Source organism: Teichococcus deserti (assembly GCF_001982615.1).
In the GTDB taxonomy this organism is placed as follows: Bacteria; Pseudomonadota; Alphaproteobacteria; order Acetobacterales; family Acetobacteraceae; genus Pseudoroseomonas; species Pseudoroseomonas deserti.
Genome location: NZ_MLCO01000062.1, coordinates 1 through 16,911, shown reverse-complemented (window position 1 = coordinate 16,911; position 16,911 = coordinate 1). Strand labels below are relative to the sequence as shown.

Annotated in this window: 18 protein-coding genes; 5 read left to right on the top strand and 13 right to left on the bottom strand. The window is 72.6% G+C overall.

All coding sequences use genetic code 11. From position 1 onward, the window contains the following. Window positions 1–680: 680 nt before the first annotated feature. From BKE38_RS08150 to BKE38_RS08135, 4 genes are all read right to left on the bottom strand, one after another. On the bottom strand, window positions 681–1,868 hold the full coding sequence (locus tag BKE38_RS08150) for a hypothetical protein (protein ID WP_131829517.1): 1,188 nt from the start codon (window positions 1,866–1,868) through the stop codon (window positions 681–683). A 340-nt stretch (window positions 1,869–2,208) separates the two neighbouring features. Further along, on the bottom strand, window positions 2,209–2,532 hold the full coding sequence (locus BKE38_RS08145; protein WP_076956824.1) for an NIPSNAP family protein: 324 nt from the start codon (window positions 2,530–2,532) through the stop codon (window positions 2,209–2,211). A 121-nt stretch (window positions 2,533–2,653) separates the two neighbouring features. Continuing rightward, window positions 2,654–2,974: an Atu4866 domain-containing protein gene (locus BKE38_RS08140; RefSeq protein WP_083747382.1), complete on the bottom strand. Its 321-nt coding sequence runs from the start codon at window positions 2,972–2,974 to the stop codon at window positions 2,654–2,656. A gap of 85 nt (window positions 2,975–3,059) precedes the next feature. After that, window positions 3,060–4,301, bottom strand: coding sequence for an MFS transporter (locus BKE38_RS08135; RefSeq protein WP_076956823.1), 1,242 nt, complete (start codon window positions 4,299–4,301; stop codon window positions 3,060–3,062). Between the two features lie 233 nt (window positions 4,302–4,534). Between BKE38_RS08135 and BKE38_RS08130 the strand changes: the two genes are divergently transcribed. Next, window positions 4,535–5,836: a PQQ-dependent sugar dehydrogenase gene (locus BKE38_RS08130; RefSeq protein ID WP_076956822.1), complete on the top strand. Its 1,302-nt coding sequence runs from the start codon at window positions 4,535–4,537 to the stop codon at window positions 5,834–5,836. Between the two features lie 15 nt (window positions 5,837–5,851). On the opposite strand, the gene pqqE is transcribed toward BKE38_RS08130, so the two are convergent. From pqqE to pqqA, 5 genes are read right to left on the bottom strand one after another with little or no spacing between them, the layout of a single operon-like run. Beyond that, window positions 5,852–6,928, bottom strand: coding sequence for a pyrroloquinoline quinone biosynthesis protein PqqE (gene pqqE / locus BKE38_RS08125; protein WP_076956821.1), 1,077 nt, complete (start codon window positions 6,926–6,928; stop codon window positions 5,852–5,854). After that, complete coding sequence (pqqD, locus tag BKE38_RS08120) at window positions 6,925–7,194, bottom strand: pyrroloquinoline quinone biosynthesis peptide chaperone PqqD (RefSeq protein ID WP_242662284.1); 270 nt, start codon at window positions 7,192–7,194, stop codon at window positions 6,925–6,927. Before pqqD ends, pqqE begins: the two co-directional genes overlap by 4 nt. Further along, complete coding sequence (gene pqqC / locus BKE38_RS08115) at window positions 7,191–7,931, bottom strand: pyrroloquinoline-quinone synthase PqqC (protein WP_076956820.1); 741 nt, start codon at window positions 7,929–7,931, stop codon at window positions 7,191–7,193. The genes pqqD and pqqC overlap by 4 nt, the downstream gene beginning before the upstream one ends. Continuing rightward, window positions 7,928–8,860: a pyrroloquinoline quinone biosynthesis protein PqqB gene (gene pqqB / locus BKE38_RS08110; protein ID WP_076956819.1), complete on the bottom strand. Its 933-nt coding sequence runs from the start codon at window positions 8,858–8,860 to the stop codon at window positions 7,928–7,930. The genes pqqC and pqqB overlap by 4 nt, the downstream gene beginning before the upstream one ends. A 31-nt stretch (window positions 8,861–8,891) precedes the next feature. Further along, window positions 8,892–8,972, bottom strand: coding sequence for a pyrroloquinoline quinone precursor peptide PqqA (gene pqqA / locus BKE38_RS08105; RefSeq protein WP_076956818.1), 81 nt, complete (start codon window positions 8,970–8,972; stop codon window positions 8,892–8,894). Between the two features lie 250 nt (window positions 8,973–9,222). On the opposite strand from pqqA, the gene BKE38_RS08100 reads away from it, so the two are divergent. Together BKE38_RS08100 and BKE38_RS08095 are read left to right on the top strand one after the other, a co-directional pair. Then, complete coding sequence (locus BKE38_RS08100; RefSeq protein WP_076956817.1) at window positions 9,223–9,582, top strand: helix-turn-helix domain-containing protein; 360 nt, start codon at window positions 9,223–9,225, stop codon at window positions 9,580–9,582. Beyond that, complete coding sequence (locus tag BKE38_RS08095) at window positions 9,579–10,889, top strand: type II toxin-antitoxin system HipA family toxin (RefSeq protein ID WP_076956816.1); 1,311 nt, start codon at window positions 9,579–9,581, stop codon at window positions 10,887–10,889. The genes BKE38_RS08100 and BKE38_RS08095 overlap by 4 nt, the downstream gene beginning before the upstream one ends. Here BKE38_RS08095 and BKE38_RS08090 read toward each other — a convergent pair. Next, on the bottom strand, window positions 10,871–11,470 hold the full coding sequence (locus BKE38_RS08090; protein WP_076956815.1) for a TetR/AcrR family transcriptional regulator: 600 nt from the start codon (window positions 11,468–11,470) through the stop codon (window positions 10,871–10,873). The two genes, BKE38_RS08095 and BKE38_RS08090, sit on opposite strands and share 19 nt — an antisense overlap. Before the next feature lie 77 nt (window positions 11,471–11,547). Between BKE38_RS08090 and BKE38_RS08085 the strand changes: the two genes are divergently transcribed. Beyond that, complete coding sequence (locus tag BKE38_RS08085) at window positions 11,548–12,840, top strand: ArgE/DapE family deacylase (RefSeq protein ID WP_076956814.1); 1,293 nt, start codon at window positions 11,548–11,550, stop codon at window positions 12,838–12,840. On the opposite strand, the gene BKE38_RS08080 is transcribed toward BKE38_RS08085, so the two are convergent. Both BKE38_RS08080 and BKE38_RS08075 read right to left on the bottom strand, forming a co-directional pair. Next, window positions 12,827–13,675, bottom strand: a complete 849-nt coding sequence (locus tag BKE38_RS08080) for a VOC family protein (RefSeq protein ID WP_083747383.1) — start codon at window positions 13,673–13,675, stop codon at window positions 12,827–12,829. The genes BKE38_RS08085 and BKE38_RS08080 overlap by 14 nt on opposite strands. A gap of 17 nt (window positions 13,676–13,692) precedes the next feature. After that, window positions 13,693–14,571, bottom strand: coding sequence for a Bug family tripartite tricarboxylate transporter substrate binding protein (locus BKE38_RS08075; protein WP_083747380.1), 879 nt, complete (start codon window positions 14,569–14,571; stop codon window positions 13,693–13,695). Between the two features lie 213 nt (window positions 14,572–14,784). On the opposite strand from BKE38_RS08075, the gene BKE38_RS08070 reads away from it, so the two are divergent. Further along, window positions 14,785–16,512, top strand: coding sequence for an amidohydrolase (locus BKE38_RS08070; protein WP_106409161.1), 1,728 nt, complete (start codon window positions 14,785–14,787; stop codon window positions 16,510–16,512). A gap of 10 nt (window positions 16,513–16,522) precedes the next feature. Here the strand turns inward: BKE38_RS08070 and BKE38_RS08065 are convergent. Next, window positions 16,523–16,911, bottom strand: a 389-nt coding sequence (locus tag BKE38_RS08065) for a hypothetical protein (RefSeq protein WP_207553526.1), incomplete at its 5' end; no start/stop codon positions are given.

The following is a 16,911-nucleotide window of genomic DNA, read 5'->3' as shown; positions in this document are numbered from 1 at the left end:
CTCCCCGCGCCGCCCCGGCCCTGGGCGGGCGGGGAGGGGTCGGGGCGGTTTTCGGAGGCCTGATCGGCGTCCTTCCGCGCGGAAATCGGGCGTGCCATGCCGGCGCCTGCGCTGTCGTCCCGCCACAATGCACAGCTGCCGGGCCATCGCGAGGGGGTTGGTTCGGGGTTTCGCCTCCGATATCCGGGGAAAGATTCGGGGTTTCACCTCCGAAAGCCGGAATCAAAGGCGATCCGCCAGGCCGCGGGCGGTTCAAAGCGCATCTGCGCTGCGTCCTTCATCCATCGGATCCGGCGCGATTCGGCGGGGCAAGCGCCCCCTCCCGACTCGCGCCGCCGCGATTCGACGGCCTGCCCGGCGATGCTCCCTGTCGGGATGCGGTTTGCGGCCTGGGAGAGCGCCGGAAACGCCTCCAGCGAAGCAGAAAGGCCAGAAAACCGGGGCGGGGAAGGGGGGCACCGCGCCGAGCCGCGCCAGGCTCGGGGTTTCGCCTCCGATAATCCGGCGGCAGGCATGACACGGCCGTTGACCCGGTCGAGCCTAGCAGGCGCGCCTGCCCAATAGCAATATATTCCTGTCGGGCAGGCATGCCGGATCTTCAGGCCGCCGCCGCGATGGGGCGCCGCCGGCTGGCGCCGCCCTTCTCGCCGGAAGGCAGGCGGGGTCCCGCCCGCCGGGCCTCAGTGCCGCTCGCCGGATGCGGCCAGCGCCAGCACGTTCAGCGGCGCGCCGCCCAGCGCGATCTCGCGCAGCGGGGCGAGGGTCGCGGCATCCAGCACCAGCACCCGGCCGCGCGCCGGATCGGTCACCGCCAGCAGCCCGCCCGCCGCCGATAGCCGCGGCCGTGCCACCGCCGCGCCGCCTTCCAGCGAATAGCGCGGCACCGCCGCGGCGCTGGCGGCGATGCGGCCGTTCAGCGTGTCGATGCGATGGATCCGGCCATCCTCGGTCAGCACGAAGAGGGCTGCCGCGCGCTGCGGGTCGAGGGTGAAGGCCAGGCGCCGCGCCGGCAGCTCGACCACCGCGAAGCTGCCGGCATCGGGATCGAGGATGGTCATCGCCTGCGGCCCGAAATCCCCGGCGAACAGATGGAAGTCGGCGCCGCCGGCCAGGCTGCGGACCATGCGGCCGGCCTCGCCGCCGGCGGGATAGGCGACCTTCCGGAACCGCTGCGTCCGCGTGTCCAGCAGCAGCACGCCATCCCCGCAGCCCAGGCCGATGACGCGGTTCGACTGCGCCTCGCCATGCAGCCGCGGGCAGTCGTCGCGCCGGGCGAGCTCGGCCCCGGCTTCGTCCAGCAGCACCACGCCGCCCGGCCGCGCGCCGGGGCTGGCGGCATGGCTGACCAGCAGCCGCGGCCCTTCGGAGGCGAGGAAGGGATAGGCCAGGCCGTGATGCGCGACATTCGCCGACAGCCGCCGCGTCTGCCCGTCCTGCGCCAGGACGATGCTGCCGTCGCCGTCGAAGAAGCTGGCCAGCCGGCCGTTGCCGCCCAGCACATGCGAAGGCTTCGGCCCTTCCGCCACGCGCGGCAGCAGCCGCGGCGGCGAGATCGCCAGGTCGGCATGGTCGCCATGGCTCTCGACGCCGAGGCCGAGATCGACCACGTCGACCCGCCCCGCCGGCCCCTGCGCCAGCGACAGCTGCCCGGGCGCCGCGCCGGGCCTGAGCCCGCCTGGACCGCCGGTCTCGAAGCGCGCCAGCACGGCGCCGGTCAGCAGGTCGAGGACCGCGACGCTGGCAGCCACATGGTCGGTGACGGCGGCGCGCACCGCCTGGGGCTGGTCCTGGGCGGCGGCCTGGGCGAAGACAGGGCCGGTCAGGCCGAAGGCAACGAGGGCGGCGGCGGGCAGCCAGCGGACGATCATCATAGGAATTCCTGGGAACAGTATAACATTCCATTACCCAGGGGGCCGCTGCCGCGCAAGCCCGGTCACCGGGAGGCGGCCGCGCTCTGGCCGGACGGCCTCCACGGCCGCGTGGCGCAGGGCCAGGGGAAGGGGAAGGGGAGGCGGGATGATGGACAGCCTGGTGCTGCCGGCACGCCCTTCCGCGCGCGGCGCCGCGCATCGGGCGTACCCAACCTTCGGCCAGGCCCTGGCCGACCACTGCGACAGGCTGGCGCCGCATGCCGCCTGCCACCCGATCTGGCGCGCGCCACCGCTTGGCCGGCCTTCGTCCGCGCGCTGGCCGGCCAGGTGGCGCATCTCAGCCCGGCCGATGCGACGGTCCCGCCACCGGCCGCAGGAACAGCCGGTCCTCGCGCCGGATGAACTGCCGGGCGCGGGCGAAGTCGTAATTCGCGCCGCCCTCGGCGTCCTGCCGCAGCCGCGCGCGATAGGCCTCGTAGGCGGCGAGGCTTTCCACGTTGTAGACGCCATAGGCGACGGTCGCCGAGCCTTCCTGCGGCGCGTAGTAGCCGATCAGATCGGCGCCGCAGCGCGGGATGGCCCGGCCCCAGGCCCGGGCATAGGCCTCGAAATCCTCGACCTTGAAGGGGTCGATCTCATAGCGGATGAAGCAGGTCAGCATCGCGGCGTTCCCCCGTCGGGCCGTGGAGCGGCCCTTCTAGGGGCGCGGCGGCGGGCGATGCTTCGATGGCGGCCGAAGCACCGCGCCCCCGGCTTACCGCCCGTGCTTCAGCGGCCCTGGATCAACGCCGCCGCCGCAGCACCATGCCGCCGTGATGCAGCGTGTCGGCGTCGACGAAATCGCCATCTGCGGTGAAGCCGGTGTCGTCCCAGTATTCGATATGGGTGCCGGTGACCTCGTAGCGGCCGCGATAGGCGCTCTCGCGGCTGCCGCGCGCCTCGTCATAGCGGCCCCCGGGCAGCAGCCGGTGGCGGACGCGGTTGTCGTCGGTGACCCAGAGGCCGACATAGGGGTGGCTGGCCTGCGGGCCCGCCGTCTGCGCTAGGCTGGCGCCGGGAAGCAGCGCGGTCATCGCCAGCGCGGTGATCCTGCCAAGTGCCATGGGGCTTCTCCTCCGTCAGGGTTGATGGGGCGAAGCTAAGAAGCCCGCGCCGGCGCCACAATTCGGCGCCGGCGGACCAGGGTGGTTAGCGGGGCTGACCAATCGCCTCCGCCTCGGCCGCCGCGGCGGCGCGGGCGCCGGCCGTCGCCACCAGCGCGCCGATGGCCAGGACCAGCGGCGCGAAGGACAGCCACAGCACCATGTCCCAGCCATAGGCGGTCAGCAGCCCGCCCGACAGGAAGGAGCCGAAGGCCATGGTGCCGAAGACCACGAAGTCGTTGAAGGACTGCACCCGGGTGCGCTCCTCGGCGCGGTGGCATTCCAGCACCAGGGCGGAGGCGCCGACGAAGCCGAAGTTCCAGCCGAGGCCGAGCAGGATCAGCGTCGCCCAGAAATGCGCGACATCGATGCCGGTCAGCCCGACCGCGGCGGCGGCGGCGGTCAGCAGCAGGCCGGCGGCGACCACCCGCGGCGCGCCGAAGCGGGTGATCAGCCTCCCCGTGAAGAAGCTCGGCCCGTACATGGCGATGACATGCCATTGCAGGCCGAGATTGGAGGATTCCTGCGACAGCCCGCACATCTGCATGGCCAGCGGCGCGGCGGTCATCAGGAAGTTCATCAGCAGGTAGGAGACCACGCCGCAGATCACCGCGGTGACGAAGCGTGGCTGCCGGATGATGACGCCGAGCGGCCGGCCGCGCCCGGCCTCGGCGGCGCCGGGCTTCGGCAGGCGGATGCCCAGCAGCAGCAGCGCCGAGAGCGCGGCGACGGCGGATTGCGCCAGATAGGTGGCGGCGAAGACATGCGGCAGCCAGAGGTCCATGGTGTGGGTGACCAGCTGCGGCCCGATGACGCCGGCGAAGACGCCGCCGGCCATCACCGCCGACAGCGCGCGCGGCCGCCGCTCGGGCGGTGCGCAATCGGCGGCGGCGAAGCGGAAGGACAGCACCACCGCGGCATAGGCGCCGCCGAAGAAGGTCGCCAGGCAGAACAGCCAGAAGGCGCCGAACAGCACGGCCAGCATGGCCAGCAGCCCGGTCAGCACGCCGCAGCCGGTGCCGGTCAGGAAGGCGGCGCGGCGGCCATGGCGCTGCGCGATCATGCCGGCGGGCAGGGTGCATACCGCCATGCCGACGACGAAGAGCGAGATCGGCAGCGTGGCCAGCGCACGGCTGGGCGCCAGGGTGGCGCCGACGATGGCGCCGGTCGCATAGACCACCACCGAATTGGCGCCCGCCAGCGCCTGGGCGACGGCCAGCCGCAGCACATTGCCGCGTTCATGGCGATAGTGGTCGGGGGGCGGCGGCGCGGCGGTGGCTTGCGACATGACGTTCCTTGGGGCATTCGGCGGGCCGGTAGCGGGTTGTGCGGCCAGGCGCCGGGCCCTTCGACGCCGCCACCGCCAGGATAGACCCGCGCCGGCTGGCGGTCTTTCGACGCGATGCCAGCCGATATCGATTATCGGACATTCTTTTCGATCCAGCCCGGCGGGGAAGGGCGCTTGATCTCGGCGCCCCCCGCTGGTCTGCTGGCGCCGGCAGCCTGGACAGGAGAGCGCCTTTGAGCTTCTCGGCAGTTTTCGCGCAGATGGTGGCGGCGGTCGGCCGCGTGACCGTGGCCGTCCGGCGGATGACCGACGGCGACCCGACCCCGGCCTGGGGCCAGGCGCCGGCGATCCCGGCGGCCAAGCCGCAGGGCGCCATCCCGACGCTGAAGATGCCGACCGCGCGGGGCTGGAAGGATGGCCACCTGCCGACGGTGGCGCCGGGGCTGAAGGTCAATGTCTTCGCGGCCAAGCTGGAGCATCCGCGCTGGCTCTGCGTGCTGCCGAATGGCGACGTGCTGGTGGCCGAATCCAGCAGCGTGACGCGCAAGGCGAAGAACGTCTGGGACTATGCCCAGGTCGCCACCATGAAGCGCGCCGCCGCCATGGGGGTCAGCGCCAACCGCATCACCCTGCTGCGCGACGCCGATGGCGACGGCGTGGCGGAAGTCCGTCACACCTTCCTGGAGAACCTGAACCAGCCCTTCGGCATGGCGCTGGTCGGCGACACCTTCTATGTCGGCAACACCGACGGCCTGGTCGCCTTCCCCTACGAGGCGGGCGCCACGCGGATCACGGCGCCGGGCCGCAGGATCTGCGACTTCAAGCCGGGCGGCCACTGGACGCGCAGCCTGCTGGTCAGCCCGGACGAAAAGAAACTCTATGTCGGCGTCGGCTCGATGACCAACATCGCCGACAACGGCATGGCGGAGGAGGAGGGCCGCGCCGCCATCCATGTCATCGACCTGGCGACCGAGGAGCGCCGCATCTTCGCGACCGGCTTGCGCAATGCCGTCGGCATGGCCTGGGAGCCGGTGACCGGCGCGCTGTGGACCGTGGTGAACGAGCGCGACGGCCTGGGCGACGAGACCCCGCCCGACTATCTGACCAGCGTCGTCGATGGCGGCTTCTACGGCTGGCCCTACTGCTACTGGGACCGCATCGTCGACGACCGCGTGCCGCAGGACGCGGCCAAGGTGGCCGGTGCCATCAAGCCGGACTATGCGCTGGGCGGGCATACCGCCTCGCTCGGCCTGTGCTGGCTGCCGGAGGGCACGCTGCCGGGCTTCCCGGCCGGCATGGCGATCGGCCAGCACGGCTCCTGGAACCGCAGCATCCTGAGCGGCTACAAGCTGGTCTTCATCCCCTTCACCGACGGCCATCCCTCGGGCCCGCCGCGCGATATCCTGTCCGGGTTTCTCTCGCCCGACGAGAAGGTGTCCTATGGCCGCCCGGTCGGCGTGCATCTCGGCCCGGACGGCTCCGTGCTGATGGTCGACGATGTCGGCGACGTCGTGTTCCGCGTGACGGGGGCCTGAAGCGGGGCGCCTGCCTCAGCGGCTGGCGCGGTAGAGCAGCGGCGGCGGCGGCGCGTCGCTCGCCGCCAGCGCCGCCAGCACGCGGCCGTGGTGCGGCGAGCGGCTGCAGACCGGGTCCGAGGCCGCCGCATCGCCCGCCAGCGCCAGCGCCTGGCAGCGGCAGCCGCCCCAGTCGCGTTCCTTCAGCGCGCAGGACTGGCATTCCGACGGCATCCAGGCGGTGCCGCGGAAGCGCGTGAAGGCGTCCGACCGTTCCCAGATGTCCTTCAGACCGTGCTCGCGCACCGACGGAAAGTCCATGTCGGGGATGGTTTCCGCGGCATGGCAGGGCAGGGCGCGGCCGGCGGGCGAGACATTGATGAAGCGCTGGGCCCAGCCGCCCATGCAGGGCTTCGGCTGGGTCGCGTGGTAGTCGGGCGTGACATAGTCGATCGCCATCCGCCCGGCATGGACCGGCCGCGCCGCCTCGACCGCCGCGGTCGCCGCCTGCAGCTGGTCCGCGCTCGGCAGCAGCGCATCGCGATTGGCCAGGCCCCAGCCGTAATATTGCGTGTGCGCGATCTCGACCCGCCGCGCGCCGAGCTCCGCCGCCAGCGCGATCATGCCACCGACATTCGCGACATTCTGCCGGTGCACGACGAAGTTGACGGTGAGCGCGACATCGGCCGCGCGGATCAGCCGCGCCGCCTCCAGCTTGCGCGCCTGCGCCCCCTTCATGCCGCCGATCCGCTCGGCACTGGCGACGTCGACATCCTGGAAGCTGAGCTGGATATGGTCGAGCCCAGCCGCGACCAGCGCCGCCAGCCGCGCCTCGGTCAGGGTCACGCCGGAGGTGATCAGGTTGCTGTAGAGCTCGAGCCCGCGGGCATGGGCGACCAGCGCCTCCAGGTCGCGCCGCGCCATCGGCTCGCCGCCGGAGAAATGCACCTGCAGCACGCCCAGCGCCGCCGCCTGGTCCAGCACCCGCTTCCAGCCGTCGGTGTCCAGCTCGTCGGCGGCGCGGTCCAGCGCCAGCGGGTTGGAGCAATAGGGGCATTTCAGCGGGCAGCGATGCGTCAGCTCCGCCAGCAGGGCCATCGGCGGCGCGATCATGACCGCAGCAGCCCGCGATCGGCCAGGTCCTGCAGCATGGCCAGCACGTCGCCGGCGATCAGGTCGCGCGGCGCGTCATACTGCGCGGCCAGGGCGTCGGTGATGGCGTCGATGCTGCGGGCGCCGTCGACCAGTTGCAGGATGGCGGCGGCCTGTTCATCGGGCTGGAACAGCCGCTCCGGCGCCAGCAGCGCCCAGGCATCCCGCGCCTTGTCGAAGCGGAAGCGCACGCCGGGGGCGAAGCGCGGGATGCTGTCCGGCGTCACGGCCGCCAGGCGCCCGGCGGAACATGGCCCGGCGACAGATAGGCATAGGCCAGCGCGTCGAGCTGCGCCCAGAGCACGCCGCATTTGAAGCGCAGCGCGTCCAGCACGGCCTCCTGCTGCTCCGGCGTGCGGGCGTGCTGCTTGACGTAGTCCAGCGCGAATTCGACATCCTTCGGCGCCTGGGTCAGGCGCGGCGTGAAATAGGCCAGCGTCTCCGGCGTGATGAAGTCGTAATGGCGCAGCATGCCCGAGACCCGCTCGCTGATGATGTTGGGCGAGAACATCTCGGTCAGCGAGGAGGCGATGGCTTCCAGGATTGGCCGGTGGCGGACGAAATTGACATAGGCGTCCACCGCGTGGCGGGTGCCGGGCAGGATGCCGCGGGTGGAGACGACATAGTCGCGGTCGAGCCCCAGCCCGTCGGTCAGCTTCAGCCAGCGGGCGATGCCGCCATTCTGCTCGGCGCCTTCGGGCTGGATGTCGCCGTCATGGTCGACGATGCGCGTCCGCCACAGCCGCCGCAGCGCCGGGTCCTCCAGGCGCGCGACCAGGAAGGCATCCTTCGCCGGGATGCGCGCCTGGTAGTAGTAGCGGTTCAGCGCCCAGGCCTGCACCTGCACCCGCGTCAGCCGGCCGTCATGCAGCGCGCGGTGGAAGGGATGCAGGTTGTGGTAGCGCTCGGCGCCGATCTGGCGCAGTGCGGCTTCCAACGCATCGGGGGACAACAGGGCGGTCATGCCAGCACGATCTCCATGCCGTCCTGCGCGACCTCCCAGCCGGCGGCGGCCGCCGCCGCGCGTTCGGGAGACTCGTCCAGCAGCACCGGGTTGGAATTGTTGATATGGACGAAGATCTTGCGGGCGACGCCGAGACCGGCGAAGGCGCGCAGCGCGCCGGCCGGGCCCTCGGCCGAGATATGCCCCATGCGCTGCCCGGTTTTCGGGCCGAGGCCGGCGGTGATCATCTCGTCGTCGCGCCACAGCGTGCCGTCGAACAGCACCAGCGCGGCGCCCTGCAGCATCGCCGCCAGCGTCGGCGTCATCGCGGCGCAGCCGGGGATGTAGAACAGCGTCCGCCCGCCCGCCTGGATGGCGACGCCGACCGTGCCGCCATCCTCGTCATCGAGGGCCAGCGTGCCGTCCGCCGCCGCCTCCATGTAGAGCGGCACCTTGCCGGGCACGGGGAACAGCATCGCCTGCAGCCCGCTCCCGACACCCTCGGCGTCGCGCAGCGCGAACCATCGCCGCAGCGGCACCGCCTCGCGCGGCACGGTCTGGCGGTTCAGCGCCTCGAAGATCGGATTGGCGTCGAGCAGGGCCAGCACCTCGGCCGTCGCCATCAGCCGCAGCGGCTGGCGCTCGCGCAAGGTCAGCAGGCCGGCGACGCAGTCGACCTCGCCGCCGGTCAGCAGCACGCCGGCGATAGGGGTGGAGCGCAGGCCGTGCTGCGGCTGCAGCGCCCGGTTCTCGGCGATCTGCTGGCGCAGGTCGGGGGAGGCGTTGATGACGAACCAGCGGCGCCCGTCGGCGCTGACCGCCAGCGAGGCCTGGTGCCGCGGCCGGGCGGCCGGGTCACCGGCGCGGGCGCGGTTGCAGGCGGGGGCGTTGGAATTCCATTGCGGGAAGCCGCCACCGGCCGCGGCCCCCAGCACCAGGGCTTGGATCATGCCCGGGCCCGAGGCCTGCGGCCGGAGACGCTCACTTCCTCTCGGCGCAGACGTAGCTGTTGATCTCGGCGCCAAGCGCGACTTCGACGATCTTCGGGGTCTTCCAGGTCATGCAAGCCTCCTGAGCAATGATGGGCAGTCGACGGCGCCGAGCTTACGGGGGGTCCGGCAGCGCGGCCAGTCCCAATCTGGGGATGGCGGCGCCGTCGACCAAGGGGTGCCGCGGTTGCCGCCGGCCTTGCCTCGGCGGCACGGACGTGCACAAATGAAGATCTGCACGAACGTGCTGATCCTGCGATGCTGGACGGCACGGTCATGCACTTTTGCAGAGATGATCGTCCGTGCACCCCGCGAGGCCCGCCATGCAGGTCCGAACCGCCGCCGAGATCGGGCTGATGATCCGCGCCAGCCGCCGTGAGCAGGGCCTGACCCAGGCCGCGCTGGCCGGCCGCGCCCAGGTCAGCCCGCGCTGGCTGATCGGCATCGAGGCGGGCAAGGAGGCCGCCGAGCTTGGCCTGGTGTTGCGCGTGCTGGCGGCGCTCGGGCTGCGGCTGGAGCTGTCGCCGCGGCAAGCCCGTTCGAAAGCCCAAGGGAAAGCCCAAGGGAAAGCCCAAGGGAAAGCCAAGCCGAAGCCCGGCCAGCCGTTGCCGGCCGCGGAGCCGGCGCCGCCGCTGCCGAGCATGCAGGCGGTGCTGCGGCGTTTCGGCGGCGGCGAGGCATGAGGCGGCTGCGCCAGCTCGATGTGCATCTCTATGGCCGGCTGGTCGGCCAGCTGCGCGAGGATGCGCATGGCAACCCCGCCTTCCGCTATGACGAGGCCTGGCGCGCCGACCCGGGCGCCGTGCCGCTGTCGCTGTCGATGCCGCTGCTGCTCGGCCAGTTCGGCAAGCGCCAGGCCAATGCCTTCCTCTGGGGGCTGCTGCCGGAGAGCCCACAGGTGCTGCAGGCGCTGTCCCGCACCCACCAGGTCTCGCCGCGCAATCCGGTCGCGCTGCTGGGGCTGATCGGCGAGGATTGCGCCGGTGCGGTGCAGTTCCTCGGCCCCGGCAGCCCCGTGCAGGCCGCCGGGCTCGGCGCCATCGACTGGCTGAGCGAGGCCGATATCGGCCAGCGCCTGGCGCAGCTGCGCGCGCAATCCGGCGCCATGGGCCGCAGGCCCGGCGAGCGCGGCCGCTTCAGCCTGGCCGGCGCCCAGCCGAAGACCGCGCTGCATCTCGCGGAGGGCCGCTGGGGCATCCCCTCCGGCCGGGTGCCGACCACGCATATCCTGAAGCCGCCGATGCCGGGCCTGGAAGGCCAGGTCGAGAACGAGCATTTCTGCCTGTCCCTGGCGCGGCGGCTGGACTTCCTGGTGCCGCGCAGCGCGGTGCACCGCTTCGGCGAGGAGGCGGCCATCGTCGTCGAGCGCTACGACCGTTATCCGGCCCAGGCGCCCGACGGCACCATCACCTGGCAGCGCATCCACCAGGAGGATTTCTGCCAGGCTCTGTCGGTCATGCCGGAGAAGAAGTACCAGGCGGATGGCGGGCCGGGGCTGAAGGCGATGCTGACGCTGCTGGCGGCGCATTCGGCGGCGCCGCTGGAGGACCGCCACGCCCTGCTGCGCGCCATGGCGCTGAACTTCCTGATCGCCGGCACCGACGCCCATGCCAAGAATTTCTCCCTGTTGATCCTGCCGGGCCGTGAGGCGCCGGAAGTGCGGCTGGCGCCGCTCTACGACATCAACTCGACGCTGCCCTATGATGCCGATCTGCGCGGGGTGGAGATGTCGTTGGGCATCGGCGGCCATCGCGGCTTCGACATGATCATGCTGCGCCACTGGCAGGCCGAGGCGCGCGCCAGCCAGCTGGACCGCGACCGGCTGGTCACCGAGCTGCGCGGCATGATGGCGGCCCTTCCCGATCTCGCCAGCGCCACGCTGCAGGAATGCCGAGCCGGGGGCATCGGCCATCCGGCGCTGCACCGCCTGGCCGAGCGGCTGGCGGCGCGCTGCAGCCGGCTGCAGCGGCTCTACGGCTTCGCGGCCTGACCCAGGCACAGCGCCAGCAGCGCATCCGGCTGCGGCGGCATGCCGAAGAGATGGCGGTAGAACAGCCCGCCATAGAGCGCGTCATAGATCGCCGCCGGCGCCGCATCGGACAGGATGCTGCCATCCGCCTGGCCCTCGGCGATGATCCGCGCCAGCGCCGCGCGGCGCTGCGCCAGGTAGCGCTCGAAGAAGGCCGCGGCCGAGCCGCCGCCGGCGATGCATTCGGCGATCACCGCCCGCTGCACCCGGCCGAAATCGCTGTCGAGCGCCGCGACATAGTCGGCGACGTGGCGGCGCAGCCGCGCCGCGCCGCTGCCCTCGCCGAGCAGCGGCAACCGCGCCGCCGCCTGGTGCAGGAAGGCGTCGATCAGCAGCGCCTCCCGCGTCGGCCACCATTTGTAGATCGTCATCTTCGAGACCTGCGCCGCGCGCGCGACCGCGTCGATGCCGGTCGCGGCCAGGCCCTGGCCGGCCATCAGCGCATAGGCGGCCTCCAGGATGGCGGCGGTGCTGGCGGCGGAGCGCGGTCGGCCACGGGCGGCGGGCAGGGTCATGCGGCGCAGGATAGGGCGCCGCGCCATGCGCCGCGAATCCCGCTTGCCGCCGCCGATATAATGGACATATCGTCCAGTTATTGAAGCCGAGCCAGGAGACCCGCATGGCCCTCGACCCCGCGCTGCGCCAAAAGATCCTGGACTCGGTCGAGGCCGGCTTCGCCGAGCAGCTCGCCTTCACCCAGGCGCTGATCCGCTTCCCCTCGGTGCGCGGCGCCGAGCATGCCTGCCAGGACTTCGTCTTCCGCGCGCTGCGCGAGCGCGGCTTCGCCATGGACCGCTTCGCGATGGACCGCGATGCCATCGCCGCGCATCCCGGCGGCGGCCCCTGGGCGCCTGAGCATTCCGACGCGCCGATCGTCGTCGGCATCCACCATCCGCGGCAGGAGGCCGGGCGCTCGCTGATCCTGCAGGCGCATGTCGACGTGGTGCCGACGGGCCCCGCCGACATGTGGTCGCATGCGCCCTTCGAGCCGGTGGTCGAGGGCGACTGGCTCTATGGCCGCGGCGGCGCCGACATGAAGGCCGGCCATGCCGCCAATCTCTTCTGCCTCGATGCGCTGCGCCGGATCGGGCTGCAGCCGGCGGCGACGGTGCTGGTGCAGTCGGTGGTCGAGGAAGAATCCACCGGCAATGGCGCGCTGATGACGCATCTGCGCGGCTACAAGGCCGATGCCGTGCTGATCCCGGAGCCGGAGGAGGAGATGCTGGTGCGCGCCAATGTCGGCGTGCTCTGGTTCCAGGTGGAGGTGCGCGGCCTGCCGGTGCATGTGCGCGAGATGGGCAAGGGGGCGAATGCCATCGACGCCGCCTATCGCGTCATCGCCGAGCTGCGCCGCCTCGAGGAGGACTGGAACGCCGACAAGGCGGGGCGCGCGCATTTCGCCGAGGTCGAGCATCCGATCAACCTGAACATCGGCAAGATCGAAGGCGGCGACTGGGCGTCCTCGGTGCCCTGCTGGTGCCGCATCGACTGCCGCATCGGCCTCTATCCCGGCGTCGACGCGGCGGCCGCGGCGCGCGAGATCGCCGCCCGGGTCGCGGCCTTCGCCCGCAACGACGGCTTCATGGCCAACAACCCGCCTTCCGTCACCTTCAACGGCTTCCATGCCGAAGGCTATGTGCAGCCGCCGGGCAGCGAGGCCGAGGCGGTGCTGGCCGCCGCCCACCAGGGCGCGACCGGCCAGGCACTGCAGAGCTTCATGACGCCGGGCTATCTGGATACCCGGGTCTATGCGCTCTACGACCGCATCCCCGCGCTGTGCTACGGCCCGATCTCGGAGAATATCCATGGCTTCGACGAGCGGGTCAGCCTGGCCTCGTTGAAGCGCATCACCGGGACCATGGCGCTGTTCGTCGCCGAATGGTGCGGCGTCGAGCCGGTCACCCCGGGCTGAAGACCAGCGCCGCGCCGCCGGCCAGCGCCGGCGGCACCATGAGGCCGCCCGGCACCGGCTGCAGCACATCGCCGAGCAGCGCGCGCACCGCCGCATTGCCGTCATCGGTGCGCAGGACACAGCCCGCGGTGAAGGGCAGGTTCGGGATGGCGACGCCCGGCAGCACCGCCGGCAGCGCCTCCGGCGGCAGGATGCGCAGGGCGCCGCGGGGCAGCTGCAGCAGCAGGCCGCCGGCCTCGGGGACAGGGGCGATGCCGGTGAGGGTGCCGAGCCGCGCGGCGCTCTCCGCCGGATCCTCCGTGACCAGGACCGCGCTGTCCAGCGCGACCGCATGGTTGCGATGGGTCAGCCAGGGCTCGCGCCACAGCAGCTCCGGCGTCAGGTGGCGGACCAGCTGCACACGGCCCTCCGGCGCATCCGGCACGGGCAGGCGGGCGAAGCGCGCAATCGGGCCATCGGCATCGCCGACCGGGCGCTGCAGCCAGGCGACGCCCGGGATCGCCAGCCCCGCCTGGCGCAGCCGCGCCAGATTGGCCTCCTCGTCATCCATCTCGAAGGCGAGGATATGGATGCCCTCGTGCCGCGCCAGAAAGCGCTTCAGCCCGTTGTCGAACAGCGCCGGATCGACCAGGCCGAGCAGCTCGATGAAGCCCTCGCGCAGCATGACGCAGTGGTTGGCGCTGCCGAAGAGCTCCACCGGCCGATCGGGCGCGCGCCGGCCGCTCTGCTGCGACAGCGGCGACAGGGTGAATCCGAGCCTCTCATAGGCCGCGCCCAGCGCCCGCGGATCGGGGGTGGCCAGGCCCACATGGTCGAGCGCGGTGGCAGCGGTCATCGGCGGGTCCTCCAGCATCACTCGGGCTCGAAGCCGGCGAGGCGCAGCAGCTCCTGGGTGCGAGCGTATTCCTGCCTGATGAAGGCGTCGAGCGCCGGCCCCTGCTGGTGCAGCGTCTCGATGCCGAGGCTGGCCACCCGCGCGCGCAGCGCCGGATCCGGCAGGATGGCGGCCAGCGCGCGGTTGAGCGTCTCGGCCACCGCGTCGGGCAGGGCGCGCGGCCCCCAGATCGCCCACCAGGTCTGGATGTCGACGCCGGGGAAACCGGCCTCGGCGGTGGTCGGCACCTGCGGCACCGCCGGGTTGCGGGCGGCCGAGGAGACCATCAGCCCCTGCGCCTGGCCGCCCAGCACCGGCGGCAGCGTCGCCAGCACCGGGTCGAAGAGCAGCCCGATGGTGCCGGCCAGCAGGTCGGCCAGGGCCGGCGCGGTGCCGCGATAGGGCACGACGGGGAGATCGACGCCGAGCTTGCGGATGAATTCCACCGTCGCCAGGTGGCCCGCCGAGCCCAGCGCGCCGGTGCCGAAGGACCAGCGCCGCGGCTCGGCCCGCGCCGCGGCCACCACCTGCTCGATCCCCTGTTCCGCGCGGTCCTTCGCGGCCAGCAGCAGCACCGGCGCCTGGCCGACGCGCGCCACCGGCCGCAGGTCGGTCAGCGGATCGTATCCGGGATTCTTCAGCACCAGCCGCTGCACCGCCTGGATGCTGGCGGAGAACAGCAGCGTGTGGCCGTCGCTCTCGCCGCGCGCGACAGAGTTGCCGCCGACGGCGCCGCTGGCGCCGCTGCGGTTCTCGACGACGAAGGATTGGCCGAGCGCCTCCTGCAGCCGCTGTGCCAGGATGCGCGCCATGCCGTCGACCGAGCCGCCAGGGGCGAAGGGCACGACCAGCCGCACCGGCCGCTGCGGCCAGCTCTGCGCGCGGGCGGCGTGGCCGGCGAGCAGGAAGGGGGTGGCTAAGGTCAGGGAAGCCAGGATCTGGCGGCGCTCGGCCGTGACGGGATCGCGTTCCGGGGCTGTTCGGCACCCAGCTTACGGATCGTGGCACGATTCGCTACTGTTCTTCCTGGAATGCACGAATTCAGATCGCTTGATGACGAGGAGCGCCGCATGTCCCCATCACCCTTCCCGGAGATCGGCGGCGCCGCCAGCGCAGAGGTGACCAGCGGCGCGGCCGAGGCTGCCGAGACCATCCTGCTGCGCGGCCGCTTCCACAGCATGGAACCGGCGCAGCCCCAGGCGGAGGCGGTGGCCATCGCCGGCGGCCGCTTCCTGGCGGTGGGCGAGGCGGGGGCGGCGCTGCGCCACCGGGGGCCGCGCACGCGGGTGCTGGATCTGGGCGGCGCCGCGGTGCTGCCCGGGCTGACCGACGGCCATGCGCATATGGACCGCGAGGGGCTGCGCGGCCTGCTGCCCAGCCTGGCCGGCTGCCGCTCGATCGCCGAGATCCAGGCCAGGATCAGCGATCTGGCGCGGCAGGCACGGCCGGGCGACTGGATCGTCACCATGCCGGTCGGCGACCCGCCCTTCTATCTCGGCCTGCCGGGCAGGCTGGCGGAAGGCCGCTGGCCGACGCGGCAGGAGCTGGACGCGGCGGCGCCCGACAACCCGGTCTATATCAAGCCGATCTGGGGCTATTGGCGGCACACGCTGCCGCTGGTCTCCATCGCCAGTTCGCGCGCCCTGGCACTGGCCGGCATCGGCCGCGCCACGCCGCCGCCCTCGCCCGATGTCGAGATCCAGCGCGACGCGGCGGGCGATCCCACCGGCGTCTTCCTCGAGAACAGCTTCATGCCGCTGGTGGAGCTGACGCTGCTGCGCGCCGCGCCGGGCTTCACCACGGCGCAGCGCGCGGCATCCCTGCCGGCGGCCATGGCGGCCTATCACGCGCATGGCACGACGGCGATCTTCGAGGGCCATGGCGTCGCTGGCGAGCTGCTCGACGCCTATCGCCAGGTGCATGCCTCGGGGCGGATGACCATGCGCACGCATCTGGTGGCGAGCCCGAGCTGGCGCGCGCTCGGCGAGGTCGATCCGGCGGCGCTGGTCGAAGCCTGGGGCCGTGGCCTGGCCGGCCGCGGCCTGGGCGACGATGTTTTCCGGGTGTCGGGGATCGCTGCGGAGGTCGGCGTCACGCGCGAGAACCGCCTGCGGGCATCAGCGGAGACCACCGGCTGGGCGGGGTTCCACTACGATGCCGGGCTGGAGCGGGAGCGCGCCAGGGCGCTGCTGGTCGCCTGCGCCCGCGCCGGCATCCGCGTCACCGGCATCTGGCCGAACATGCTGGAGCTCTTCGCCGAGGTCGACCGCATCGCGCCGATCCGCGACCTGCGCTGGGTCTTCGGCCATATCACCGCGCTGTCGCGGGACCAGGTCGGGCAGATCCGCGACCTCGGCCTCGGCGTGACCACCCACACCAACCGCTACATCCGCAAGGAAGGCCATCTGCTCGCGGAGCGGCTCGGCCTGGACACGGAAGAGGCGATCGTGCCGCTGCGCTGGCTGGCGGAGGCCGGAGTGCCGGTCTGCCTTGCGACCGACAACGTGCCGATCTCGCTGTTCCCGCCGATCGCCCAGGCGGTGACGCGCTGGAGCCCGGCGGCGGGCCGCGCCATCGGCCCGGGCCAGGCGCTGAGCCGGGCCGAGGCGCTGGGTTGCGTCACCCGCAACGGCGCCTGGCTGACCATGGAGGAAGACCAGCGCGGCCGCATCGCGCCCGGGCTGTTCGCCGATCTGGCCGTGCTGGACGCCGATCCCTTCGCCGTCGCGGAGGCGGCGCTGGAGGGCATCAGGGCGCGCGCCACCATGGTGGGCGGCGCCTTCGTCCACGCTGTCTGAGGCGGCGGCCTCAGCGGCGCGGCGTCTGGTCCGGGCGGGCGTCGGGGCCGACCTGGCGCTGCTCCAGCGATGGGCCCTCGGTGCGGCTGGTGCCGGTGCCGGCGGGCTGCTCGCGCTGCGAGGGAGGCACGGTCGCGCTGTTGCCGGCCTGCGGATTGCCGCCCGCGGTGCCGCCGCCGCCGGGGCGGTGCATGCCGCTGTTGTTGGCCGAGCCGCTCTGGCCGACGGTGCCTTCCAGCCGCTCTGCCGGCTGGCCCTGGGGCGCGGGGTTGACCGTCTGGGCGGTGGCGAGGCTGGGCAGGGTCAGGCTGGGCAGCGTGGCCAGCAGGGCAGCGGCGGCGAGGCGCGTCGGGCGGTGCATCATCAGGCGCTCCTGGATCGGGGGGAGGGGGGCGGATC